The organism is Minwuia sp., from assembly GCF_048263705.1.
Classification (GTDB): Bacteria; Pseudomonadota; Alphaproteobacteria; order Minwuiales; family Minwuiaceae; genus Minwuia.
In genome coordinates this window covers 1-24,878 of the sequence record NZ_JBLXDV010000011.1, presented here as the reverse complement: position 1 = coordinate 24,878, position 24,878 = coordinate 1, and the positions used below count along the sequence as shown (strand labels likewise).

Genomic DNA, 24,878 nt, shown 5'->3' with positions numbered 1-24,878 from the left:
CATTATCGTTTCAATCAGGATTGAAGGGTAAGTTTAGCCAGTCACCGTTAACGATTGCCTCCCAACATAGACGTCCAGACCATCGACCTTACTCAAGGTGGCTTGCTCAACACCACGCCGATCAACACCACCAGGATGCAAAGATCGATCCCGATCTCATAGAACGGCCACCCGACGATGTGGTGGGGTTTCTTGAACTGCATCATTAGGCATCGTACATGCGACCACGTCATCAAGTTCAACGGGGAGCCGATCTCGTCGGTGAAGACGTCACTCTCGAAGGCTGCTGGCCGGGCCGGTCTCGGAAAGCTCGGAACGCATGTCTTCAGACATACGGCGGCGACCTGGGCCAAGATGCGCGGGGAGAGCGATGAGAGGATCGCGACGATGATCGGCGCCAGTGTGAGGATGGTGCGAGAAGTCTACGGCCACCATGACCCCGAATACCTGAGGACGACTGTAACCTCTGGCCTGGTTACAGCTGTAACCGTGAAACGATCAAAGCCGCACTAACAGGCCCGGTATCGGCGCAAGGCCTACAACTAAGTGCTTGTAAATACTTGAGAACACAACCTTGCCAAGGTTAGGGTCGGGCGTTCGAATCGCCTCGCCCGCTCCAGTTTTCTCGGGATCAGACATACCCTCTCAACGGTTGCCGTTGGGCTGATCCTGCGCCGCCACGCAGCTCCGTCGTCTGCTGCGACCGGCGTAATTCCTTCTTTGTTCTTGTTTTCGCAGAGCCGGTCCTATATGGCACGGCGGCATGTTTCTGAGCATTTCGACAACGCATCGACCGGCCACAGACCTGGGATTCCTGCTGCGCAAGAATCCCGCGAACGTGCATCGTGCGGAACTGAGCTTCGGGCAGTCGATCATCTTCTATCCGGAAGCGCGGGAAGACCATTGCGAAGCGGTGCTGATGCTGGATATCGATCCGATCCAGCTTGTGCGCGGGCGTCGGAACAGCCGTGGTGCGGCGTTGCTGGATCATTATGTCAACGACCGGCCCTATGCGGCCTCGTCCTTTCTGTCGGTGGCGATCGCCCGGACCTTGCGCGACGCCATGGCCGCGCGCGCACCGGAGCGGGAGGCCCTTGCCGACACGCCTATCCCGTTGAAACTGACGGTGGTTCCGCTGCCGTGCAGGGGCGGGGATGCGATCGTCCGACGCCTTTTCGAGCCATTGGGATATGAGGTCGAAGCGGAAGCGGCGCTGCTGGATTCCGAACATCCGGAATGGGGGGACAGCAGGTACCGCACGGTGCGGTTGAGCGGAACTGTCCGGCTGTCCGACGCGCTGACCCATCTCTATGTGCTGATCCCGGTCCTCGACAATGCGAAGCACTACTGGATCGGCGATGACGAGGTCGGGAAACTGATCGCCAGGGGCGGCGCATGGCTGCAGGGCCATCCGGAGCGCGATCTGATTGCCGGGCGCTATCTTCATCGTCGGCGGTACGTGAACGAGGCCCTGTCGCTGCTCGATGAAAAGTTCGGCACCCACGAGGACGGGGATGAAGATGGCACCGTTGGCGATGAGGAGACGCTGGAGAAGCCCCTGAGGCTCAATGACGAACGGTATGAAGCCGTCACCGCCGCATTGCTGAAGCTGGGCGTCACCCGGGTCTGCGATCTGGGATGCGGGGAAGGCAACCTGCTCGGCCGCCTCATGCGCCAGAAACAGTTTCAGCGCATCGTCGGCTTCGATGTCTCCAGTATGGAGCTGGAGAAGGCGGAGCGGCGGCTGAAGCTGGATCGCATGTCGGAAAGCCAGCGCGCGCGGATCGGCCTGTTCCGCGGGTCGCTGGTCTATGAGGACACGCGTCTGGAAGGTTATGACGCCATCACCCTGATCGAGGTGATCGAGCATATCGATCCCGAACGGCTGGATGCCGTCGAGCGGGTGGTTTTCGAACGTGCCCGCCCGGGTGCCGTGATCGTCTCGACACCCAACGCCGAATATAATGCGCTGTTCGACAATCTTGCGCCCGGCGCGATGCGTCATGCCGATCACAGGTTCGAATGGACACGCGCCGGGTTCGAGGACTGGGTCGAGGGCGTGTGCGCGCGGCGGGGATACACCGCGTTCTACGAAGGCATCGGCGCGGCCCACGCCGACCATGGTCATCCGACGCAGATGGCGGTTTTCCAGAAGGGGGCAGCCGGATGAGCGCCCCGATTGAAATCTCCATCCCGGAATATTGCCTGGTCCTGCTGATCGGACCGTCGGGAGCGGGCAAATCCACTTTCGCCCGCCGTCATTTCAAGGCCACGGAAATCGTTTCCTCGGACCATTATCGCGGTGTGGTCGCCGATGATGAAACGGATCAGTCGGCGACGAAGGATGCGTTCGATCTGGTCGAATATGTCACCGGGAAGCGGCTGGCCGCACGCCGCCTGACCGTGATCGACGCCACGAACGTGAAGCCGGAAGACCGGGCGCGCTTCGTCGCCCTTGCCCGGAAGTATCACGCGCTGGTCGTCGGCCTGGTCTTCGCCATCGATGAGAAGATCTGCACCGAGCGGAATGCCGAACGTCCCGACCGGCGGTTCGGGGCGCAGGTCGTGCGCAATCACGTACGCGCGCTGAAACGCGGCTTGAAAAGCCTGCAGAAGCGCGAAGGCGTGCGCATGACGCACATCTTCAGCAGCCCGGAAGAGATGGATGCGCTGAAGAGTATCGAACGCACGCCGCTCTGGCCGGACAAGCGTCACGAATCAGGACCGTTCGACATCATTGGCGACATTCACGGGTGCGCCGCCGAGCTGGAAAGCCTGTTGCGGAAGCTTGGATACGGGCTGGAAACGGACGGTGTGCCGGGGTTGCGCGGCTATCGCGTGACACCGCCCGAAGGTCGCCGCGCGGTCTTCGTCGGTGATCTGGTGGACCGGGGACCGCGCTCGCCCGATGTCCTGCGGCTGGTCAAGGGCATGGTCGATGCCGGTACGGCGTTCTGCGTGATCGGGAACCATGAAAACAAGCTGATCCGGAAGCTCAAGGGCAAGAACGTCAAGCTGACCCACGGGCTTGCCGAGACGGTCGAGCAGTTCGAAGCGCAGCCGGAAGGCTTCGCCGCAGAGATGTGCGACTGGATGGACGGGCTGATCAGCCACTATGTGTTCGACCGGGGCGATCTGTGCGTTGCCCATGCGGGCCTGCGCGAGGACATGCAGAACCGGGCCAGCGGACAGGTGCGCAGCTTTGCCATGTATGGCGATACGACGGGCGAGATCGACGCGTTCGGTCTGCCGGTTCGTGCCGACTGGGCCGCCGGCTATCGGGGGCAGGCGAAGGTCGTCTACGGCCATACGCCGACCCCTGACGCGGAATGGATCAACGGCACGATCTGCATCGACACCGGCTGTGTCTTTGGCGGCAGGCTGACGGCATTGCGCTGGCCGGAACTGGAACTGGTCGACGTACCCGCCGAACAGGTCTGGTGCGAACCGGTCAGGCCGCTGGTCGCGCCGGAACCGGCAGGCGATCCCACAGCGATCCGGCTGGATGACGTGCAGGGCAAACGCGCGATCGAGACAGGCGGCAATGGCCGGGTGATGATCTCGGAGGCGCAGGCCGCGGGGGCGCTGGAAACGATGAGCCGTTTCGCCGTCGATCCGCGCTGGCTGATCTACCTTCCGCCGACCATGTCGCCGGTGGAAACCAGCGCGCAGGAGGGCTGGCTGGAGCGGCCGGAAGAGGCTTTTGCCTTCTATCGCGCCCGCAATGTCGCCGAGGTCGTCTGCGAAGAAAAACACATGGGTTCCCGTGCGGTCGCCATCATCTGCCGCGACGCCGAGGTTGCGGAAAAGCGCTTCCGGTCGAGCGGGCGGACGGGGGTGATCCATACGCGGACGGGGCGTTCGTTTTTCCCTGCCAACCGCGAGGCGGCGGTGCTTGAACGGCTGCGGACCGCCATCACCCAGGCGGGCTGGTGGGACCGTTTCGACACCGGCTGGGTCTGCCTGGACATGGAGATCATGCCCTGGTCAGCCAAGGCGCAGAGCCTGATCACAGAACAGTATGCGCCGGTCGGCAGCGCGGCCCAGATAGCAACGTCCGTCGCCGAGGCGGCTCTGGCGCGGGCGGTCGCGCGCGGTGTCGAGGTGGGCGAGGAGCATGCGAAGGTCCGGGCCCGGCGGGAAGCCGCCAGCGCGTTCGCCGATGCCTACCGGACCTACGTCTGGCCGGTTGACGGGGTGGATGACCTGAAGCTGGCGCCGTTTCACCTTCTGGCCACTGAAGGGCACGTTCATACCGACCGGCCCCATCGCTGGCACATGGAAACGCTCGCGGAACTCGCGGCAACGGGGGATCCGATCCTGATCGCCACCCCCTGGCGCGCGGTCGATCTGAATGATGACGCGGCCATCGGATCAGCCTGCGCGTGGTGGGACGGTCTGACGGCAAAGGGCGGTGAGGGCATGGTGGTGAAGCCTGCCAGCTTCGTCGCGCGGGGCAACAAGGGGCTTGTCCAGCCTGCCGTCAAGGTGCGCGGCAGGGAATACCTCAGGATCATCTACGGTCCGGACTATGACGCCGCCCATCATCTGGCACGGCTGAAACAGCGCGGTCTGGGGCGGAAGCGGTCGCTCGCACTGCGCGAGTTCGCCCTGGGCCTGGAATCGCTTCAGCGCTTCGTGAACCACACACCGCTGGCGAAGGTGCATGAGTGTGTGTTCGGCGTGCTGGCGCTGGAGACGGAACCGGTCGATCCGCGCCTCTGAGCCTTTACTCCGGCGAAACGTCACCGACGGGGCAGGCCTTCCGCGTTGTCCGGCACAGCGGTGCGATATCGAAACGAGGCGGCGCGCCCGCGCCGACGCTTTTCCCGCAGGTGGAAGCGTGACGCCTGGATGTGCGGAACTTCCGGCTGAAACTTCTGGCTTCGGAGAGGGGAGCAGTCGTATGCGATAGGGTATGCACTCAGCCGATTCCCCATCAGAAAGCAGCCGCCCGATCATGGCCGATCCGCTCATCGCCGCGAAGAAGGAATTGAAACGGGCGTTCGGTTTCGATGACTTCCGGCCCGGACAGTCGCAGGTCGTGGAAGCGTTGCTGTCGGGCCGCGATGCGCTCGCGGTCATGCCGACGGGGGCCGGCAAATCGCTGTGTTACCAGATTCCGGCGCTGCTGATGGACGGGCTGACCGTGGTCGTCTCGCCGCTGGTCGCGCTGATGGAGGATCAGGTCGCCGCCCTCAGGCTGAGCGGAATCGCGGCGGAGACCATCAATTCCGGCCGGGACCGCGAGACCAATGTTGCCGCCTGGCAACGGGTTGCGGCAGGTGAGACACAGTTGCTCTACCTGTCGCCCGAACGATTGATGACCCAGCGGATGATCGCTGCCCTGCGCCGTCTTGCGCCGGCCATGTTTGCGGTGGACGAGGCCCACTGCATTTCCCGCTGGGGATCGGCGTTCCGACCGGAGTACGAACAACTGGGGGCGCTGCGCGCGGCGTTTCCCGAGGCACGGCTGGCAGCATTCACGGCAACGGCGGACTCGACGACCCGTGAGGATATCGCGGCCAAGCTGTTCGGCACACGGCCCGAAATCTTCGTGGCCGGTTTCGATCGGCCGAACATCACGCTTCGGGCGCAGGCGCGCACCCGCTGGCAGGATCAGCTGGCCGACTTTCTGGACACGCGGCGCGATCAGTCGGGCATCGTCTATGCGCTGTCGCGCAAGAACGTCGATCAGGTGGCGGCTTTCCTGACCGGGCAGGGCTTCAGCGCGCTGCCCTATCACGCGGGCATGGACGCGGGACAGCGGGCGCTGCATCAGGATCGTTTCATGACCGAAGATGCCGTCATCATGGTCGCGACGATCGCGTTCGGCATGGGCATCGACAAGCCCGACATCCGTTATGTCGTGCATACGCATCTGCCGTCGAACATCGAAGCCTACTATCAGGAAATCGGGCGCGCGGGCCGGGACGGTGCGCCGTCGGAAACGCTGCTGCTCTACGGTCTCGACGACATACGTTTGCGCCGCCGCTTCATCGACGACGATGCCTCCGATGCGGCCACCAAGCGACGCGAGCACAAGCGACTGGACACGCTGGTCGCCTATGCCGAAGCCTCGTCCTGCCGGCGTGTCATGCTGCTGGGCTATTTTGGCGATACCACGGGACCGTGCGGCAATTGCGACATCTGCCTGGACCCGCCGGTGATGGTCGATGCGTCCGATCAGGCGCGTCTGGCCCTGTCCGCCATCGAGGCGACGGGCCAGCGTTTCGGGGCCGTGCACATTGCCGATGTGCTTCGCGGGTCCGAAAACCAGCGCGTGATGGACCTGGGCCACGACCGGTTGCCGATGCATGGCAGGGGCAGCGATCGTGCCAAGCCGTGGTGGCAGGCCTTTCTGCGCCAGCTTGTCTCGGCAGGGCATGTTTCTGTCGATATCGAGGGATTCGGCGGGCTGCAGATTACTGCGAGCGGTCAGAAAATCCTGCAGGGTGGTGCCGGTTTCGAATGCCGCGAGATCGTGACGAAGAAACCGAAGTCCGCGACGCGTTCCGGCGGTGCCGCGGCACAGACGCTGGCACCCGAGAACGAGGATCTGATGGCGCGCCTGAAGGCGCATCGTCTGGAACTGGCCCGCGCGCAGTCGGTGCCGCCCTACGTGATCTTCCATGACCGCACGCTGCTGGCGATGGCCGAGCAGAAGCCGACGGATGCCGAAGGGTTCCTCGACCTCCCCGGCGTCGGCAAGTCCAAGGCCGAACGGTTCGCGGAAAGCTTTCTCGCCGTGCTTCGGAACGGCTGAGCACCCTGTTCGCAGGTGTGCGGTGCCTGTGTCGATCCACATCCCGTCATTTGTTCACAATCCGGCTGCCGTTCGACTCTCCCATTGACTCTCCCGTGCGGTCCTGACTTATATGAGAATATAAATAGAACAAATAGGGTAAATATGGAACATGCGCCCTGAGAGATCACATCATCCAAGGCTCGTTTCGGTAAAGAAACAGGCGAATCTTGCCGGTTCGGAGACGCCGGACCTGTCGCGCCTGCCGCATTGTCCGGCGGGTAATCCGCAGTTGGCGGAACTGTTCGCGCAGTCGCAGGACGCCAGCGCCATCGGCTTTGCGCTGGGACAGATACCTGCGGGCAAGCCCGTGTTCTGGGTGCAGGACCGTCTCTCCGCACTGGAGATGGGGCGTCCCTACGGGCTGGCGCTGAAACGCTTCGGTGTCGATCCGGAACAGTTGGTGCTGGTCTGTGCGCGGGATGCGAAGGATGTCCTCTGGTCGATGGAAGAGGCGCTGAAATGCACGGTGCTGGGGGCCGTGATCGGCGAGGTCTGGGGCGATCCCAAAGTCTGCGACTTCACGGCCAGCAAGCGGCTCGCGGTCCGGGCCGAGAAGGCGGGCACGCACGCCTTCCTGATCCGGTTCGGGGCGTCGGAGTCGCTGTCGGCGGCACGCAGGCGCTGGCGGGTCTCGTCGCTGGCATCGTCAACCCATCCGCATGATCCGCGCGCGCCGGGCAAGGCCCGATGGCGCGCTGAACTGTTTCGCGCCCGGGACACGCGTCCGGGCATATGGGAGGCCGGTTATGACGCAACGGCGCATCGTCTCGATCTTTCTGCCCCACTTCCCGATCCAGCGCTGGCGGCACCGTCGGCATGGCGCGCAGGCGGCAGAGATGCAGGCCACAGAAGGGCCGCTGGTTCTCGCGCGTGAAGGCCAGCACGGCCCCGTCCTGCACGATGTGAACGCGGCGGCGGCGAAACTTGGCATGAAGCGCGGCGCGCGGGTGACCGACATGAAGACGCTGGTGCCGGACCTGCTGGTGCTCGATGCGGACGAGGCAGCCGATGCCGCCGATCTCAAGCGTCTGGCCGCGTGGTGCCGGCGCTGGTGCCCCTGGACCCGGACGGATGGTGCCGACGGGCTGTTGCTCGACACCACCGGATCCGACCATCTGTGGGGCGGGGAGGCGGCCATGCTGGCCGACATGCGGGATGCCTTCGCCGGGGCCGGGCTGACCGCGCATCTGGCCATTGCCCCGACGATTGGCGCGGCCTGGGGCCTGTCGCGCTACGGACGGGCACCGACGGTCATCTGCATGCCGGAGACGTTGTCCGACACGCTGGCATCGTTGCCGGTGGCCGCGCTCCGGCTGGATCATGACACGGCGCTGCTGCTGCACCGGCTGGGCCTGAAGACGGTGGGATCGCTGGCCGGGATCTCGCGGCTGGCGCTGGCGCGGCGGTTCCAGCGCGAGAAAGCCGATTCCGCCAACCCGTTGCGCAAGCTGGACCTGGCGGTCGGGCGCATCGCCGAACCGCTGACGGCGAAGATGCCGGAACAGCCCCTGCGCACCGTGCGCCGCTTCGCCGAACCGGTGGCCGAACTGCAGAGCGTCGTCTTCGTGCTGGAGCAGTTACTGGAGGAGCTTTGCCTGCTGATGGCGGAGAAGGGAGCGGGCGCGCGGCGTCTCTGCCTGACCGGATACCGCACCGATGGCGGCCACTCGGAGGCGGCGGTCTCGATCAGCCGCGCCAGCCGCGACCCGGCGCATCTGGCAAAGCTGTTCGAATACAGGCTGGACCGCCTGGAGTGCGGCTTCGGTTTCGATGCGCTGGTGCTGGAGGCTTCGTTCTTTGATGAACAGTCCGCTGCCCAGCAGGATCTGGCAGGCAATGTTCACGAAGGGCTGGAATTCACCCGGCTGATCGACCGGCTGGTGGCGCGCATGGGGCCCGATGCCGTGATGCGGCTGGCACCTCAGGGAAGCCATCTGCCCGAACGGGCCGAGGCGATTGTGCCCGCCGGAGACGTACCGGCAAGACATGATGACCCGCCGGATCCGGCCCTGCCGCGGCCCCTGCGCCTGCTGCAGCGCCCGGAGGAAACGCAGGTGCTGTATGCGGTCCCCGACGGCCCGCCTGCACAGTTCGTCTGGCGCAAGCAGGTCCACCGCATTGTCCGCAGCGAGGGACCGGAGCGGATCGCGCCCGAATGGTGGCGGGAGAAATCGACCGTGCGCCTGCGCGACTATTACCGGATCGAGGACAGCCGGGGCAGCCGCTACTGGATCTTTCGCGAGGGCCTGCATGGCGACACGCGCGGCGGCAGCGAGGACGAGAACCCGCCGCGCTGGTACGTGCACGGCATCGATGCGTGACAGACCATGCCCGACGCGCCGCTGACCCCTGAACGCCGCAGGATCGAGAACCCGGAGGATTTCCGCGCCAACCCGCGCAGCGCCTTTGTCGAACTGGGGCTGGTCACCAATTTCTCGTTCCTGCGCGGGGCCTCCGACCCGGTCGAGCTTGTGACGGCAGCGCATGTGCTGGGCTATGACGCGATCGGCATTGCCGACCGCAACAGCATGGCCGGTGTCGTGCGCCTGCACGCCGAGGCGCACAAGGCCAGGCTGCGGCCCGTCATCGGCTGCCGCCTCGATTTTCTGGATGCGCCGTCCCTGCTGGCCTACCCGAAGACGCGGCTGGGGTACGGCCAGCTCTGCAGCCTGCTGTCGGCGGGCAAGATGCAGAGCGCCGAAGGCAAATGGCAGCGAAAAGGCATCTGCGACCTGACCCTGCAGATGGCGGTGGATCGGCTGGGGACGGCAGACGATCTCGCACTGATCGCCCTGCCGCAGGACGATCCCGACCGTTTCGAGGCCGATCTGCCGCACCTGCTGGACGCTCTGCCCGCCCTGACCCATGTCGCGGCCAGCTATCTCTATCGCGGGGATGATCGCGCCCGGATCAACCGCCTGGACCGTCTGGCGCAGGCGCACGGGCTGCGGCTGGTGGCGAGCAACGATGTGCACTATCACGTCGCCGCCCGGCGTCCGCTGCAGGACGTGATGGTCTGTATCCGGGAGAAGGTGAAGATCTTCGAGGCCGGCCACCGGCTGAACCCCAACGCCGAGCGGCACCTGAAAGGCCCCGACGAGATGATCCGCCTGTTCGCGGACTGGCCCGACGCCATCGCCCAGAGCCGGATCATCGCCGATGCCTGTACCTTCTCCCTGTCCGAACTGCGCTACGAATATCCGGAAGAGACCGTGCCCGGCGGGCGGACGGCGGATGAATATCTGGCGGAACTGACCTGGAAGGGCGCGGCAAGGCGATACCCCAATGGCATTCCGGACGGCGTCCGGGCGACGCTGGAGAAAGAACTGGCGCTGATGGCGAAGATGGATATCGCGCGCTACTTCCTGACCATCCATGACGTCGTGCAGTACGCGCGGGGCGAAGGTATCCTCTGTCAGGGCCGGGGATCGGCGGCCAACAGCGCGGTCTGTTACTGCATCGGCATCACTGCGGTCGATCCGGCCCAGCACGACCTGCTGTTCGAACGCTTCATCTCCGAAGAGCGCAAGGAACCGCCCGACATCGACATCGATTTCGAGCATGAGCGCCGCGAGGAGGTCATCCAGCACATCTACGACCGCTATGGCCGCGAACGGGCGGGGCTGTGCGCGACCGTGATCCACTACCGCCCGCGCATGGCGATCCGCGAGGTTGGCAAGGTGATGGGCCTGTCCGAAGACATCACCAGCGCGCTGGCAAAGACCGTCTGGGGCAGCTGGGGATCGTCGGGGGACGATCTGAAGACCGAACAGGCCGGGCTGGACATGTCGGACCCGCATCTGAAACGCACCATCGCGCTGGCGGACCAGTTGATCGGAATGCCCCGGCACCTGTCGCAGCATGTGGGGGGCTTCATCCTGACCCAGAACCCGCTGACCGAGACCGTGCCCATCGGCAATGGCGCGATGGCCGACCGCAGCTTCATCGAATGGGACAAGGACGATATCGACGAACTGGGCATCCTGAAGGTCGATGTGCTGGCGCTGGGGATGCTGACCTGCATCCGGAAATGTTTCGACATGATCGCGGCGCATTATGACCGGCCCTTCACGCTGGCGACCGTGCCGCAGGAAGATCCGGCGGTCTACGACATGCTGTGCGCGGGCGATTCCGTCGGCGTGTTTCAGGTCGAAAGCCGGGCGCAGATGAACATGCTGCCACGCCTGAGGCCGCGCAGGTTCTACGATCTGGTGATCGAGGTCGCGATCGTGCGTCCCGGCCCCATCCAGGGCGACATGGTGCATCCCTATCTGCGCCGTCGGCAGGGCAAGGAACCGGTGGAATATCCGGCCCCCGGTCCTGAACACGATCCGGACGAGTTGAAGAACATCCTGCAGCGGACGCTGGGCGTGCCGATCTTTCAGGAACAGGCGATGAAGCTGGCCATGGTTGCGGCGAAATTCTCGCCCGTCGAGGCTAACCAACTGCGCAAGGCCATGGCGACCTTCCGCTCGCGTGGCATGGTCAGTGCGCACAAGGAAAAGATGGTCAGCCGAATGGTCGAACGCGGCTACGATCCGGAATTCGCCGCGCGCTGTTTCAGCCAGATCGAGGGCTTCGGCGAATACGGCTTCCCCGAGAGCCACGCTGCCAGTTTCGCCCTGCTGGTCTATGTCTCAAGCTGGATGAAATGCCACTATCCGGCGGCCTTCGCGGCGGCGCTGCTGAATTCCCAGCCCATGGGGTTCTACGCCCCGGCGCAGATCGTGCGCGATGCCCGCGACCATGGCGTCACCGTGCTGCCGGCGGATGTGAACTACAGCGACTGGGACAATATTCTGGAACCCTGCGGGACCGATGCGTCGGGGAATATGGCATATGCGCTGCGCCTCGGGTTCAGACAGATCGACGGACTGTCCAGCGAGGATGGCGGGAGGCTGCTGGCGCATCGCGGCACGCCCTATGCGGAGGTGGTCGAACTGCGCGAACGGGCAGGTGTTTCGGCGCGCGGGGTGCAGATCCTGGCTGCGGCCGATGCCTTCCGCTCGCTCGGACGGGACCGGCGCGGGGCGCTGTGGGATGCCCGCGCGGTGAAGAACGGCCCGGACCTGCCGCTGTTCACCTATGACGCGCAGAAGGACGAAGGCGCCGACGTGCCGGTGCTGCTGCCCGCGATGCCATTGTCGGAACATGTCGTTGCCGACTATCAGACCACGCGCCTGTCGCTGAAGGCGCACCCGATGAGCTTCCTGCGGGCGAGCTATACGGCACAGCGCTTCACGCCGGCGGCGGACCTGTGGCAGATGCGGTCGGGCCAGACCGTCTCGGTCGCCGGGATCGTGCTGATCCGTCAGCGCCCCGGCAGCGCCAGGGGCGTCGTCTTCATCACGCTGGAGGACGAGACCGGCGTCGCCAACGTGGTCAACTGGCCCGACGTGATGGCGCAGCATCGCAAGGTGATCATGGGCGCGCGGCTGCTGGCGGTGCACGGGTATGTGCAGAAAGAGGACAATGTCCTGCATGTCGTGGCGCGTCGCCTGACCGACGAGACGGCACGGCTGGACGACCTGTCCGCCGATCCGCTGCAACCGCCCCTCGCGCGCGCCGATCATGTGGTCAGTCCGCTGCCCTCGCACGGCGGCCGTCATCCGCGCAACGTGCGCGTGATCCCGAAAAGCCGCGACTTCCACTGAGGGCCGGCATTGAACTGCCCGCCGACAAGTGGAACCCTGTCACGCATGCGCGAATCAGATCTCTACGAACCGGTGAAAGCCTATCTGGAGGCGCAGGGCTATGAGGTCAAAGCCGAAATCGGCGACTGCGACCTGATGGCCGTGCGCGGGGACGAACCGCCTGTTGTCGTCGAACTGAAACTGACATTCTCACTGACGCTGGTGATGCAGGGCGTGCAGCGCCAGAGCCTGTTCGATCATGTCTATCTGGCCGTCCCGGTATCCTCGGAGAGGGGCTGGAAACTGCGCTATCGCGACATCATCAGGCTTTGCCGCCGTCTGGGACTGGGACTGCTGGCCGTGCGGACCGGGCAGAATCCCGGTGTCGAGGCGCATCTGGATCCAGGTCCCTATGAACCGCGAAGGAACAGCCGACGCGCAGGGCGGCTGCTGAGGGAATTCGAACGCCGCGTCGGTGATCCCAATGTGGGTGGCGTGACCGGGGTCAGGCGCATGACCGCCTATCGCCAGGACGCGCTGCGCTGTGCGATCTGCCTGAGTGAGAACGGCCCGACCAAGGCCTCCATCGTCGCTTCGGCGACAGGTGTGACGCGGGCGGCGACCCTGATGCGCGCCGATCACTATGGCTGGTTCGAAAGGATCGCGCGGGGGATCTATGCTCTTACTCCGCAGGGTGCCGGAGCGCTGAAGGATCTCGCCGCAACTGTGGAGGTGCTGCGTCCTTCTGGCGAGTGAGACAGGCCACCATCCGTACGTGTTTATCTAGTCCCGATGGTGGATCACCACCAGCGCCTGCGCCTCTCCACCGACCGAGCGTCCGCGGTGCCGCAGGTCGGATTCGAAGTAGATGCAGTCGCCCTCGGACAGCAGGACCGTCCGGTCCTCGATCTCGAACTCGACCGTGCCGGACAGGATGAAGATCATCTCTTCGCCTTCGTGTTCGAAATGCACATCGCTCTCGATCGTCGGAGGGAATGTGAAGATGAAGGGGGACATCGCCTTGTCGGACTTGCGATGGGCGATGGCCTGATAGTCATACCCGAAATTCGAACCGCCGCGCACGACCGGCTGGCGTTCGTCCGCCCTGACGATCGAGACCCGGCCTTCCAGCGGGCCGTCGGAAGGGTCGCTCTGAAAGAACCAGGCGATGTCGCAGCCGAGTGCGCCGGAGATGCTCGACAGGGTCGCGACCGGCGGAAGCTTTCGTGCGTTCTCGATCTTGGACAGATAGCCCTTGGTCAGCCCCGTGCGCGTGGCGAGGGCCTCCAGGGTCATCTCGCGGGTCTTGCGCATCTCGCGCACACGCCGCCCGATCCGGTCTTCCGCTGTCATCCGGCCGGTCAGGCAGGATGCTTCAGCGTCGGCAGCGCCCGGGCGTTCGCGCGCATGGCCGTGTCGTACTCGATGACCTTCGCCACATCATCGCGCACGCCATCGTCGTACAGGCGCGCCAGCAGGTGCAGGCTGAGGTCGATGGCCAGAGAGACGCCGCCGCCGGTCATCACATGCCCGCAGTCGACGATCAGGGCCTCGGTCGGTGTGATCCCGGCATGGTCGCGTCCCATGATCTGCAGCGGCGGTGTCTCGTCGCCGATGCCGGCCCGGCGGGTGGTCGCGGGCAGGCCGTCCAGCAGATCCGTCGCGGCCAGGATCAGGCCGCCGGTGCAGACCGATGCGATGATGCCCTGTGGCGCACGGTCCCGGATGAACTCCAGAACCGCAGGCCGCGTCCGCTGCTCGACCCAGCCCGGCCCGCCGCAGACGATCAGCGCATCCGCCGCCGGACAGCCTGCAAATGTGTGATCCGGCAGCATCCGCAGACCGCTGGACAGGGTGACCGTAGCCTCCGTCTCGGCCACCGTGAAGAACGCCAGATCGGGCACCACGCGGCGCGCCATCGAGAAGACGCCATAGGTGCCGCCGATGTCGATGGGCTCGACGCCGTCATAGACGAAGATTGCGATGCGCCTGCCAGCCATGACGGGGCTCCCTTTCCGTGTGTGCTGTGCCGATGGTGACACGTTCCTTGACTTGGTGGGAAACTTTTTGTCGAATGTTTCCCGAGTGGTTTTCAAGTTTCATCAAGCCGGGAGGCACCTCGATGTCCGCACCTGTCACGGCCAGCAAGGCCAAGAAGTCGAAGATCGAACCGACCATCGGGGGCTCCACCTATGTGAACCCCGCCGACATGGAATGGGGACCGAGCCAGTTCGAGGGCATCCAGATCAAGGTGCTGTACGAGAACAAGGAAGCGGGCGAGATGACCTGCCTGCTGAAATGGGAACCGGGCGCGACGCTGCCGTTCCACAAGCACCCGGAAATCGAACAGTCCTTCGTGCTCGAAGGCTCGTTCTACGACCATGACGGCATCTGCAAGGCAGGCGAATATGTCTGGCGCAAGCCGGGCTCGTTTCACGAAACCCACTCGGACGAGGGCGCGGTTCTGCTGGCGATCTACCGCAAGCCGAACATCTTCAAGAACACCGCCGGTTTCTACGCGGAAAACGAAGGCAAGGGTTTCGAGGAGTCATAGGCGCACGACCCGGTTCTTGCGTTCCTGCGCCTTCCGTTGCGACACTGCGGATGAAATCAGAGCCGGGAGGGCGCGATGGCCGACACGACCAACACGAAGCGCAGGACGCCGGGCGTCTACGCCTACGCGGGTGCCGACCTCGACTGGGTCGATTCCAACAAGCCGGGGACGCAGCTCGCCGGTGTCCGCATGGACAAGGAAGCCGGTCTGTTCCTCGGCTATCTGTCGTTCGAGCGGTTTGCCCAGACGGGGCTGCATCATCATCTGGGGCCGGCGTCCTCGTACGTGATGCAGGGTGCGCTGACCGACTATCAGGGACCGACGGTTGCCGGACAGTGCGGCATCAACCTGAAGGGCGCCACCCACAACGCCATCGCCTATGAACCCAGCCTGCTCTGCGCCCGGCTGGACGCCCCCGTGATCTATCTGGATGCGGAAGAAGCGGATGAAGGCGTGCCCGTGCACACCGGTGCGGTGTCGGGCGAGATCACCAACCCGAACCCCGAAGCGATGCCCGAGGTTCATGTGACCGTTGCCGACGTGCCCTGGCTCGCCACCGCGGCGGCGGGCGTCGTGCGGCGCAATCTCTGGAACTATGACACCACCGGCATGGACCGGCGGCTGCGCCAGATCCAGATGCTGCCGGGCACCTCGCTGCCTCCGCTGAAACTGGGCGGGCTGACGGACATCTTCCTGATGTCGGGCGACCTGAATGTCTCCGGCGAGATCGGCCGCAACGGCGATTTCTTTGTGCTGGAAGCCGGCACCACCGTCGAGATCGGCACCCGCTACGGCGCACTGATGTTCGTCTGGGCCGAGGGGCCGGGGGCATGGGTGGACGACGAGACGAAGCCGGACCTGTGGGGGTTCTAGGGCCCTTCTCAGCCTTTTTCAGGGTCGGGCATCGCATCTGCGCATCTGCTGAAATGCGCCATCGCGGATAGCGCGTCGTCCTCAAGGCAGGGTTCGACCCGCGCCTTCGCGGTTTCGCACCATGCCTTGACCTGATCGTCGGTGTCCCGGATTTCGGCGCTGAGGTTCAGGATACGGATGCGGTTGGTGCCGACATCTGATCCGAGCTTTTTCGCCGATTCATATGTCGCGATCAGATCGTCCCGTCCGGCGGGTGCCGGATCGGCCTGCCTCAACGCAGCCAGGTTCCGATCCTCCAGGGGCACCCGGAACCAGAGCGCATCCAGGCCGCCGCGCTCGGCATAGTACGACGTGCAGGCGCGATAGAGGCCGTAGGTGTAACCGACGGTGCGCACGTCTTCCGACAGCGATTCGGCGACCGCGGGTCCGGCGACCAGGCAGGTCAGCCCGATGATCATGATTTTCCGCGTCGAAAGCATGGGTCCTCCGGGTTCGTCGAGCTTGAGCCCTGCCACGGGCCTGTGCGAGTCTGTGTGAGATAGGGGTTCATGGGGTGGTTCTGCAATGGCATTCGATTTCTCATCCGTCGCCCGCGAAGGGCTGCCGGCACCGTCAGGGCGCTTTACCGGGCATCCGCCGTTCCTGTTCGTCGGCGGTAACAACGCCGAGGAGATGGTGCCGGTCGACGACCTGCGTGCCGCCGCCGATGCGGTGCTGGCGCGGGAGGGCGCGAGCATGGGCATGTACAATGTACATTCGGGTCCGCAGGGGCACCGGGGTCTGCGCGATTTCCTGTCGGGCAAGCTGAAGCGCTATGCGGGGATAGACTGCCCGGCGGACGACATCATTCTGACGTCGGGGTCGCTGCAGGCGATGGACCTGATCAACGAGGTGCTGCTGGCCCCCGGCGATACCGTGCTGATCGAGGCCTCGAACTATGGCGGTGTCTATCCGCGGCTGGCGAAATGCGGCGTCCACGCGGTGTCCGTCGCCGTCGATGCGGACGGCATGAACATGGATGCGCTGGAGACGGAACTGGCGCGTCTTCAGGCCGAGGCGGTCCGCCCGAAATACATCTACACCATCCCGACCGTGCACAATCCGACCGGCACCATCCTGCCGCGCGCGCGTCGCGAACGGCTGCTGGAACTGGCCCGCGCCCATGACGTGCCGGTGTTCGAGGACGAATGCTATGCCGACCTGGTCTGGACCGGCGAGCGTCCGCCCGCGCTGATGGCGCTGGACCGGGATGCAAGGGTCATCCACATCGGCACCTTCTCCAAGACCATCGCACCGGCGCTGCGCGTCGGCTACATCGCCGCGCCGTGGGACATGCTTTCGCGTATCCTGTCGGTGAAGGCGGACGCCGGATCGGGCGCGCTGGAGCAGATGGTGCTGGCCGAATACTGCCCCCGCCATTTCGACGCGCACCTGAAGCGCCTGAACGCCCATCTGGAAGCCAAGCTGGACAATCTGACGGCCGCGCTGGACGAGTGTTTCGGGACCAGCGTTCACTACACGCGTCCGCCGGGCGGCATCTTCCTGTGGGTGCGCATGCCCGATGGCGTCGATACCGACCGCCTGAACCAGGTTGCGCTGGCCGAGGGCATCGCCATCAATCCGGGCAGCGAATGGTCCCGCGAAGAGGGACGGAAGCAATGGATCCGCATCTGCTTCGCCCACCCGCCACAGGACGTCATGCGCGATGGCATCGCGAGACTGGCCCAGGTCTGCCACGCAGAATTCGGCGTGCCGGAGGTGAGTGGAAACAGGCATCTGTAGGCCCTTTACCGGGTCCTTGCGGCTCGCTTCGGTTCAATCCGGCGGTCTTGGCGCAGTGGAGACGCCGCGCTGGGTTCCGGGATCGAGTCCCGGAACAGGGAAGAGTGTGCGGATGCGTTCATGCCAAACCACCACGCGCAGCGGGATCCCCGGTCAAGCCGGGGACAGGCTTGATCAAAGTTTATCCCGCACCCCGATGCGGGGGTGCCCAGTGCAGCGTTCGCATCGGCACAGACTGCGACGTGTTTCACCATCCGCCGGGTTCCGGGATCAAGCCCGTCCCCGGCCTGACCGGGGATCCCGGAACACGGGGGAGTTCGCGGCAAGGTTTGCGCAACCATGAAAAAGGGCGCGCCGGTTGTCCGGAGCGCCCTTTCCCGATCTCGACTGCAAGTCGTCGTCAGACCTTGCGGTGGTCCGGCGCGGCCTTCCAGAAGTACTTCTTGAAGCCGCGGCGCTCGTCCTCGACCTTCACGCGGAAGACCATGCGCAGCGGCATGCCGACCTCGACGCCGCCCTTGTCGACGTCGGTCAGGTCGGCCATCAGCCGCCCGCCGGCCTCGAAAGTGACCATGCCGAAATGGGTCGGCGGGTCCGGCGAGTAGGTCAGGCCGTCCGCCGTCCATGACTGCACGGTGCAGGGCACGTCGGCGAAGCGGAAATCTTCCTGGCTGTGCCATTCGCCGCAGTTCGGGTTCACGCAGATATGGGCCTTGGGATACTGGACCGTCCCGCACTTGGTGCACTTGCCGCCGACGAAGCCCAGGACCTTGTCGCGGTTGCGGTACAGGGTGGTCAGCGCGGTCTGCGCGTCGACCTCGGCGCGAATGCCCTTGTCGCGTTCGATCAGTTCGTTGAAGGCGAGGTAGCGGTTGTAGTTGCTCTCTTCCTTCTTGCGGGCCAGGAAGCCCTCGACGCCGCCCAGCGAGGGCTTGAAGCCGGAAATCGCATCCGTCGCGCGGAACAGCATCAGGTCACAGCCCTGACCCCAGCCGATGACCAGAATGGTCTGGCCCGGCTTGGCCGCCTGCAGCGCACGGGACAGCATGATCAGCGCGTGGGCCGCGCCCGCCTCGCCCATGATGGCGTGCATGTTGTCCTGCACGGCCTCGTCCTTGATCCCGGCACCCTTGGCGATCTTCTGCGGCACGCCACGGATCAGGGCGGGCATGACCATCATGTCGATGTCATCGCCGGAGACACCGGTCTTCTTGAACAGCGCCTCGATCGCCGGCGGCACGATCTTGAAATAGCCCTCGTCGCGGATCCAGCGTTCTTCCCAGTTGTAGTCGAAGCTGCGGTTCTGGCCGCGATAGTGATCGACGAAATCGGTCGACATCTGATGGCTGCCCAGGAACTCGGCGATGACATTGTCATTGCCCAGCACGAAGGAGGCCGCGCCGTCGCCCATCTGCAGTTCCTGCGCGCCCGACGATGCGGTCTCACGATGATCGGCGGCGAGATAGAGGATCTGGCCATCCCGGCCTTCGATGTTCTCAAGTGCCTCGATCATGCCCGAGGTGCCGGCCCGCATGGACGACGTCAGATCGACCGTCCGCAGATCCTCGCCCAGTTGCAGCGCGGTGGCCGCGACGGTCGCGTTCTGGCGGTCGGCGAAGGGCATGGTCGTGGACGCGAAATGGATCGCGCGGATGTTCGACGGCGGTGTCTCGCCCAGGCAGTCGCGCCCCGCCTCGACCGCCATGGTCAGGCTGTCCTCGTCCCAGTTGCACATGGACCGCTCGCCCTTGGCCAGTCCGGCCAGTCCTGGATTGAACCAGCCATTCGCCTCGACCACAGCCTTGCGCTGCAGCCTGAGACGCGGCACGTAGCCGCCAAATCGGGTAATGCCCGCCATTTCGCTCTCCCGGTAATTCTCCCCGTGCGCACCTGACGGCGCGCTTGGGACCAATAAAGCCCAAGCCCCGTTGCGCCGCAAGGGGGCGGGGGTTGCATAAGACAGGCATCGGCCTGCTGTCTGGCACATGACCCGTACAGCCGCACGCTTGACGCTGCCGCCCGCGGACGCTAGAACGCGCGCCTTGCCAAATGGTCACTGCCCCGTTCGTCTAGTGGCCTAGGACGCTGGCCTCTCACGCCGGAAACAGGGGTTCGAGTCCCCTACGGGGTACCATTTGCGACAACCTCCCTCCTTGATCGTTCCGGATTCCGGGGCTGTTGCCGTGATCGCGCCCTGGTGCGCACATGCAGGATCTGAACCTTGTCCACAGGCGCTTCACAGCCGTCGAGACTGCCGCTGCGCGGACTGCTGTTCGGGCTGGTCGCGCTGGTCGGCTGGACGGCCTATGTGATCATCGCGCGGCACGGCGCGCTTGTCGGATTTTCACCGCTCGATCTCGCGGTTGCCCGCCTGGTGCCGGCCGGTCTGATCTTCCTGCCCTACCTGCTGTATTTCGGCTGGCGCGACCTCGGCGGGATCGGCTGGGGCAGAGGGGTTGTGCTTGCCGTGGTCGGCGGCCCGGCCTTCGGGTTCCTGATGGCGGGCGGTTTCACGCTGGCCCCCGTGACGCACGGCGCCGTCATCGGACCTGCGACGCTGACACTGGGAGCGACGCTGCTGTCGGTCGTCTTCCTGGGCGAGCGCCCTGGCCGGCGGCGCATCGTCGGCCTGATCGCCATCATTGCCGGTATTCTGATGGTCGGCAGCGGCGCTCTGGACAGCGCGATCACGGGACGGATCCTGCTGGGCGACCTGTTGCTGATCGCCGCCAACTTCAGTTTCGCCGTGTTCACCATCCTGCTGCGCGTATGGCAGGTGCCGCCGCTGAGAGGTGCGGCGGTGGTGACGGTGCTGTCGATGGCGACGATGCTGCCGGTCTATCTGCTGATCGGCGACGTCGATCGCATCGCCCTGATCGGCTGGGACGAATTCGCGATCCAGTGGCTGGGACAGGGCGTGTTCGCCGGATGCATCGCAACGGCGGCGTTCATGGCGGCGGTGCAGTTGCTGGGACCGTCGCGCGGCGCGGTATTCCCGTCGGCCATCCCCGCGTCGGCGGTGCTGGTCGGTGCTCCGCTTCTGAACGAAATCCCCGGCGGGATCCAGATATGGGGCGTTGTCGTCGTGACCATCGGACTGGTGCTGGCGGTCGGGCTGCTGGACAGGCGACAGACCTGACCGACGCGGCTGGCGGCAAGTGCGCCGACGTTCAGGTTTCCCTTTTTGTCAGCTGCACATCATCGGAGGTTGCGCCATCGTCGGCGAGTTCGTTCGCAAAAGCGTGGTTCCTGTCGCGATGTCCCGCCTCGTCGGCGCGGACCTCGACGATGACATCGCGCAGCCTGGCGTTGGCGGGCAGGCCCCAGTAGTCGATGGCGATCTCGGGCGCGGGCGGGTTGTCGATGTCTCCGTCGTCGATGCTTTCAAGATATTGCGTGTAGCTGACGACGGCTTCCTCCTCCAGATAGCCGACCACACGGTGCGCGATCTTCGGCGCGAACAGATACAGCCAGAAATAGAGATTGTAGAAGACCGCCTGCGCGACCATCACCAGTATGCGTTCCAGCCGGGTAGGCTGGGCGACCTCGACGAACGTCATGAGGTGCATGCGTTCGTTCTCGGCTTCATCAAGCAGCTCGCGGATCCATCCTTCGTCCCCGCGAATGGTACGCAGCGCCTTCAGATGCTGCAGCAGGCCGCCGACCATGCCGGGCACGGCGGCGACCGTTTCCAGAACGACGGCACGGTGTCCGTACCGCTTGGTGAAAAACCAGTCGGCAAAGATCCGCATGAACTTGACGATGCGCAGGGCCATCCTGTCGCTCAGGTGTTGCGGTTCGAAGTGGAGTTGCTCGACAGGTCTGGTCATCGCGATCTCTCCATATCAGGCTGACGGACCAGTCCGGCGGCGGCACCACGATGCCGCGGCCCTGATCGTCTCCCAGATGGCTTCCCCAGCCCGCGAAGCAAGGAAAACCGCACCGCTTGCGACCCCACGCCGCGATGGGACTCTCCGGCATTTGACATGGCATATGGCTCGTGCGCATCTGCGCTGAGACGCGACAGCCTACAGAGAAGGTTCAGGAGGTAGACCATGACGGACATGCCCAACGATGCCGTGCAGACGCAACTCGCCGGTGCCGCCGAGATCGTGACCCGGCATCTGGACAATGCGCTGGAAGAATGCACCGAGCAGGGAATCGGTCGCGAGGTCTTCTCGGCTGCGGTGATGGCGACCCTGATGCAGGCCATGCAGACCAGTCTTGGCAGTGCCGCCCCGGAAGCCCTGCGCGACATGGTGGCGGTCATGGGCGCAGGAGACGAAACGCCCAACTGACACGGCGTGCACCGGCTGGGCCGCATGTGGCAAAATCACGTATGACGCTTCGTTGACAGCCCCGGACTGCCTATCTAGTGTGCGCTGCACCATTGGCGGTTCTGTCTGTCAGTGGCGATATTTATTACTGGTGCGGGGGTCTTCTGGTCCGTGTGCCTGCCTGTCATACCATCAATAATCCTGGAGATCGCGGGAGATGAAAGTACTCGTCGCTGTCAAACGCGTCGTTGATTACAACGTCAAGGTACGCGTGAAGGCTGATCAGTCCGGCGTTGAACTCGCCAACGTGAAAATGTCGATGAATCCGTTCGACGAAATCGGCGTCGAAGAGGCCGTGCGTCTCAAGGAAGCCGGCACCGCCGACGAGGTCGTGGCCGTTTCCATCGGTGTCCAGCAGTGTCAGGAGACGATCCGCACGGCGCTGGCCATGGGTGCCGACCGCGGGATTCTGGTCAAGACGGACGACGAGGTTCAACCGCTGGCCGTTGCCAAGCTGATGAAGGCCGTCTGCGACGAGGAAAAGCCCGATCTGGTGATCCTGGGCAAGCAGGCTATCGATGACGACAGCAACCAGACGGGCCAGATGCTGGCCGCGCTGCTGGGCTGGAGCCAGGGCACGTTCGCGTCGGAGGTGAAGATCGAGGGCGACAGCGCCCACGTCACCCGTGAGGTCGATGGCGGCCTGCAGACGCTGAAGCTGAAGATGCCGATGGTCGTGACCACGGACCTGCGCCTGAACGAACCGCGTTACGCCAGCCTTCCGAACATCATGAAGGCGAAGAAGAAGCCGATCGATACCAAGACGCCGGAAGATCTGGGCGTCGATATCGCGCCGCGCCTGAAGACACTGAAGGTTTCCGAACCGCCGAAGCGCCAGGGCGGCGTGAAGGTCGAGACTGTCGAGGAACTGGTCGACAAGCTGAAGAACGAAGCGGGAGTGATCTGATGGGTATTCTGGTAATAGCTGAACACGACAATGCCGAGTTGAACCCGGCCACCCTCGCGACCGTCACGGCCGCATCCAAGATGGGTGGCGATGTCACCGTGCTGGTGATCGGTTCCGGTTCGGGAGCGGTCGCCGAAGCCGCCGCCAAGATCGATGGTGTCAGCAAGGTGCTGCATGCCGATGACGCCGGCTACGAGCATGCAACGGCCGAGAATCGCGCCGCGCTGATCGTCAGCCTCGCCGGCGACTACAGTCACATCGTCTCGCCCGCCACGACATCGGGCAAGAACGTGATGCCGCGCGTCGCCGCGCTGCTGGATGTTCAGCAGATTTCCGAGATCACCGACGTCGAAAGCGCCGATACGTTCGTGCGCCCGATCTATGCCGGCAACGCCTTGGCCACGGTCCAGTCCTCGGACGAGACGAAGGTGATCACCGTTCGCCCGACGGCCTTCGACAAGGCGGCGGAAGAAGGCGGCAGCGCCTCGGTCGAGAGCGTTTCCGCCGTCGAGGATCCGGGCCTGTCCGAATTCGTCGAGGAAAAGCTCTCCGAATCGGACCGCCCTGAGCTGGCATCCGCCAAGATCGTCGTCTCCGGCGGTCGCGGCATGCAGAACGGCGAGAACTTCGAGATGCTCTACAAGGTGGCAGACAAGCTGGGTGCCGCCGTCGGCGCTTCGCGCGCGGCCGTCGATGCGGGCTTCGTGGCGAATGACATGCAGGTCGGTCAGACCGGCAAGGTCGTCGCCCCGGAACTCTACATCGCCGTCGGCATTTCGGGTGCGATCCAGCATCTGGCCGGCATGAAGGACAGCAAGGTGATCGTCGCGATCAACAAGGACGAGGAAGCTCCGATTTTCCAGGTTGCCGACTATGGCCTGGTTGCGGATCTCTTCCAGGCGGTACCGGAACTGGAAAGCAAGCTCTGATCGGGAGCTTGCCCATCCGGATCCTGCCAGCAACGTCCATCAGGAGACAGTGAAGACATGAGCGAAACGGGTTCGATCCGCTCGATCGGCGTCATTGGCGCCGGTCAGATGGGCAATGGTATTGCGCACGTCTGCGCTCTGGCCGGGTATGATGTGGTTCTCAACGACATCAGCCAGGAACAGCTGGACAAGGCGCTGGGTGTGATTGAAGGCAACCTGATGCGTCAGGCGGCCCGCAGCAAGATTTCCGACGCCGACTGTGCCGCCACCCTGGCGCGGATCAAGCCGAGCATCGAGATGGCCGACATCGGCCAGACCGATCTGGTGATCGAGGCGGCGACCGAGGACGAAGCCCTGAAGAAGGTGATCTTCCAGTCGCTGACCGAGCACCTGGCCGATCACACGCTGGTTGCGTCCAACACCTCCTCGATCTCGATCACGCGACTGGCGTCGGTGACGGACCGCCCGGAACGGTTCATGGGCATGCACTTCATGAACCCGGTGCCGGTCATGCAGCTTGTCGAACTGATCCGCGGCATCGCGACCGAGGACACCACCTTCAACACCGTGCGCGAAGTGGTGATGAAGCTCGGCAAGACGCCGACGGCCGCGGAAGATTTCCCGGCCTTCATCGTCAACCGGATCCTGCTGCCGATGATCAATGAAGCCGTCTACACGCTCTATGAAGGCGTTGGCTCGGTGGATGCGATCGATACGGCCATGAAGCTGGGTGCGAACCATCGCATGGGGCCGCTGGAACTGGCGGATTTCATCGGGCTGGATACCTGCCTGGCCGTGATGCAGGTGCTCTACGACGGCCTGGCCGATACCAAGTACCGTCCGTGTCCGCTGCTGGTGAAATATGTCGAGGCGGGCTGGCTGGGCCAGAAGGTCAAGCGCGGTTTCTACGACTATCGCGGTGACGCACCGGTGCCCACGCGCTAGGGCGGAAACAGTCTGAATGGAACCATTCAGACAGTTTTCAAGAATGGCAACTACCTGTGCGAGTTGCGTTATTTCGTTTTCATGGTGATTCCATGAAAACGAAAAACGCT

General features: G+C 64.5%; 20 protein-coding genes and 1 tRNA gene. 16 read left to right on the top strand and 5 right to left on the bottom strand.

Annotated elements, in window-relative coordinates; all coding sequences use genetic code 11:
- Positions 1-763: 763 nt before the first annotated feature.
- From ACN0X7_RS15300 to ACN0X7_RS15270, 7 genes are all read left to right on the top strand, one after another.
- Positions 764-2,170, top strand: a complete 1,407-nt coding sequence (locus ACN0X7_RS15300; RefSeq protein WP_417518797.1) for a 3' terminal RNA ribose 2'-O-methyltransferase Hen1 — start codon at positions 764-766, stop codon at positions 2,168-2,170.
- Positions 2,167-4,725: a polynucleotide kinase-phosphatase gene (locus tag ACN0X7_RS15295; RefSeq protein WP_417518795.1), complete on the top strand. Its 2,559-nt coding sequence runs from the start codon at positions 2,167-2,169 to the stop codon at positions 4,723-4,725. The genes ACN0X7_RS15300 and ACN0X7_RS15295 overlap by 4 nt, the downstream gene beginning before the upstream one ends.
- A 235-nt stretch (positions 4,726-4,960) precedes the next feature.
- Positions 4,961-6,766, top strand: a complete 1,806-nt coding sequence (gene recQ, locus ACN0X7_RS15290; protein ID WP_417518793.1) for a DNA helicase RecQ — start codon at positions 4,961-4,963, stop codon at positions 6,764-6,766.
- 271 nt (positions 6,767-7,037) lie between these two features.
- A complete protein-coding gene (locus tag ACN0X7_RS15285) occupies positions 7,038-7,682 on the top strand; it encodes an ImuA family protein (protein ID WP_417518791.1) in 645 nt (214 codons plus the stop codon).
- Positions 7,645-9,129 (top strand): Y-family DNA polymerase, encoded by a 1,485-nt coding sequence (locus tag ACN0X7_RS15280; protein ID WP_417518998.1) that lies wholly within the window; start codon positions 7,645-7,647, stop codon positions 9,127-9,129. Before ACN0X7_RS15285 ends, ACN0X7_RS15280 begins: the two co-directional genes overlap by 38 nt.
- A 6-nt stretch (positions 9,130-9,135) precedes the next feature.
- Positions 9,136-12,462 carry an error-prone DNA polymerase gene (locus tag ACN0X7_RS15275; protein WP_417518789.1) on the top strand — a complete coding sequence of 1,109 codons (3,327 nt, stop codon included), beginning with the start codon at positions 9,136-9,138 and terminating at the stop codon, positions 12,460-12,462.
- Between the two features lie 45 nt (positions 12,463-12,507).
- Positions 12,508-13,197 (top strand): DUF2161 domain-containing phosphodiesterase, encoded by a 690-nt coding sequence (locus ACN0X7_RS15270; protein ID WP_417518787.1) that lies wholly within the window; start codon positions 12,508-12,510, stop codon positions 13,195-13,197.
- Between the two features lie 27 nt (positions 13,198-13,224).
- On the opposite strand, the gene ACN0X7_RS15265 is transcribed toward ACN0X7_RS15270, so the two are convergent.
- Together ACN0X7_RS15265 and ACN0X7_RS15260 are read right to left on the bottom strand one after the other, a co-directional pair.
- The gene (locus ACN0X7_RS15265) at positions 13,225-13,794 is read right to left on the bottom strand and encodes a helix-turn-helix domain-containing protein (protein ID WP_417518785.1); all 570 of its coding nucleotides are present in this window, start codon (positions 13,792-13,794) and stop codon (positions 13,225-13,227) included.
- Between the two features lie 8 nt (positions 13,795-13,802).
- Positions 13,803-14,441 (bottom strand): DJ-1/PfpI family protein, encoded by a 639-nt coding sequence (locus tag ACN0X7_RS15260; protein ID WP_417518783.1) that lies wholly within the window; start codon positions 14,439-14,441, stop codon positions 13,803-13,805.
- Positions 14,442-14,563: 122 nt separating this feature from the next.
- Here ACN0X7_RS15260 and ACN0X7_RS15255 point away from each other — a divergent pair, with 122 nt between their 5' ends.
- Together ACN0X7_RS15255 and ACN0X7_RS15250 are read left to right on the top strand one after the other, a co-directional pair.
- A complete protein-coding gene (locus tag ACN0X7_RS15255; protein ID WP_417518781.1) occupies positions 14,564-14,995 on the top strand; it encodes a cupin domain-containing protein in 432 nt (143 codons plus the stop codon).
- Positions 14,996-15,070: 75 nt separating this feature from the next.
- Entirely contained in the window at positions 15,071-15,868 is a 798-nt protein-coding gene (locus ACN0X7_RS15250; protein ID WP_417518779.1) for a cupin domain-containing protein, read from the top strand.
- Between the two features lie 8 nt (positions 15,869-15,876).
- Here ACN0X7_RS15250 and ACN0X7_RS15245 read toward each other — a convergent pair whose 3' ends face one another.
- Complete coding sequence (locus ACN0X7_RS15245; protein ID WP_417518777.1) at positions 15,877-16,347, bottom strand: hypothetical protein; 471 nt, start codon at positions 16,345-16,347, stop codon at positions 15,877-15,879.
- An 85-nt stretch (positions 16,348-16,432) separates the two neighbouring features.
- On the opposite strand from ACN0X7_RS15245, the gene ACN0X7_RS15240 reads away from it, so the two are divergent.
- Positions 16,433-17,650, top strand: a complete 1,218-nt coding sequence (locus ACN0X7_RS15240; protein ID WP_417518775.1) for a PLP-dependent aminotransferase family protein — start codon at positions 16,433-16,435, stop codon at positions 17,648-17,650.
- Between the two features lie 400 nt (positions 17,651-18,050).
- Here the strand turns inward: ACN0X7_RS15240 and ACN0X7_RS15235 are convergent, their stop codons facing one another.
- The gene (locus ACN0X7_RS15235) at positions 18,051-19,508 is read right to left on the bottom strand and encodes a hydroxymethylglutaryl-CoA synthase family protein (protein WP_417518773.1); all 1,458 of its coding nucleotides are present in this window, start codon (positions 19,506-19,508) and stop codon (positions 18,051-18,053) included.
- A gap of 200 nt (positions 19,509-19,708) precedes the next feature.
- Here ACN0X7_RS15235 and ACN0X7_RS15230 point away from each other — a divergent pair.
- Both ACN0X7_RS15230 and ACN0X7_RS15225 read left to right on the top strand, forming a co-directional pair.
- A tRNA-Glu gene (locus ACN0X7_RS15230) sits at positions 19,709-19,784 on the top strand.
- 87 nt (positions 19,785-19,871) lie between these two features.
- A complete protein-coding gene (locus ACN0X7_RS15225) occupies positions 19,872-20,789 on the top strand; it encodes a DMT family transporter (protein ID WP_417518771.1) in 918 nt (305 codons plus the stop codon).
- A gap of 31 nt (positions 20,790-20,820) precedes the next feature.
- Here the strand turns inward: ACN0X7_RS15225 and ACN0X7_RS15220 are convergent, their stop codons facing one another.
- Positions 20,821-21,480, bottom strand: coding sequence for an alternative oxidase (locus ACN0X7_RS15220; RefSeq protein WP_417518769.1), 660 nt, complete (start codon positions 21,478-21,480; stop codon positions 20,821-20,823).
- Between the two features lie 225 nt (positions 21,481-21,705).
- Here ACN0X7_RS15220 and ACN0X7_RS15215 point away from each other — a divergent pair, with 225 nt between their 5' ends.
- The 4 genes from ACN0X7_RS15215 to ACN0X7_RS15200 all read left to right on the top strand — a co-directional run bounded on the left by ACN0X7_RS15215 (position 21,706) and on the right by ACN0X7_RS15200 (position 24,768).
- Positions 21,706-21,948 (top strand): hypothetical protein, encoded by a 243-nt coding sequence (locus ACN0X7_RS15215; RefSeq protein WP_417518767.1) that lies wholly within the window; start codon positions 21,706-21,708, stop codon positions 21,946-21,948.
- A 196-nt stretch (positions 21,949-22,144) separates the two neighbouring features.
- Positions 22,145-22,894, top strand: coding sequence for an electron transfer flavoprotein subunit beta/FixA family protein (locus tag ACN0X7_RS15210; protein ID WP_417518765.1), 750 nt, complete (start codon positions 22,145-22,147; stop codon positions 22,892-22,894).
- Positions 22,894-23,823 carry an electron transfer flavoprotein subunit alpha/FixB family protein gene (locus tag ACN0X7_RS15205; RefSeq protein WP_417518763.1) on the top strand — a complete coding sequence of 310 codons (930 nt, stop codon included), beginning with the start codon at positions 22,894-22,896 and terminating at the stop codon, positions 23,821-23,823. The genes ACN0X7_RS15210 and ACN0X7_RS15205 overlap by 1 nt, the downstream gene beginning before the upstream one ends.
- A 57-nt stretch (positions 23,824-23,880) precedes the next feature.
- On the top strand, positions 23,881-24,768 hold the full coding sequence (locus tag ACN0X7_RS15200) for a 3-hydroxybutyryl-CoA dehydrogenase (RefSeq protein ID WP_417518761.1): 888 nt from the start codon (positions 23,881-23,883) through the stop codon (positions 24,766-24,768).
- Positions 24,769-24,878 lie beyond the last annotated feature (110 nt).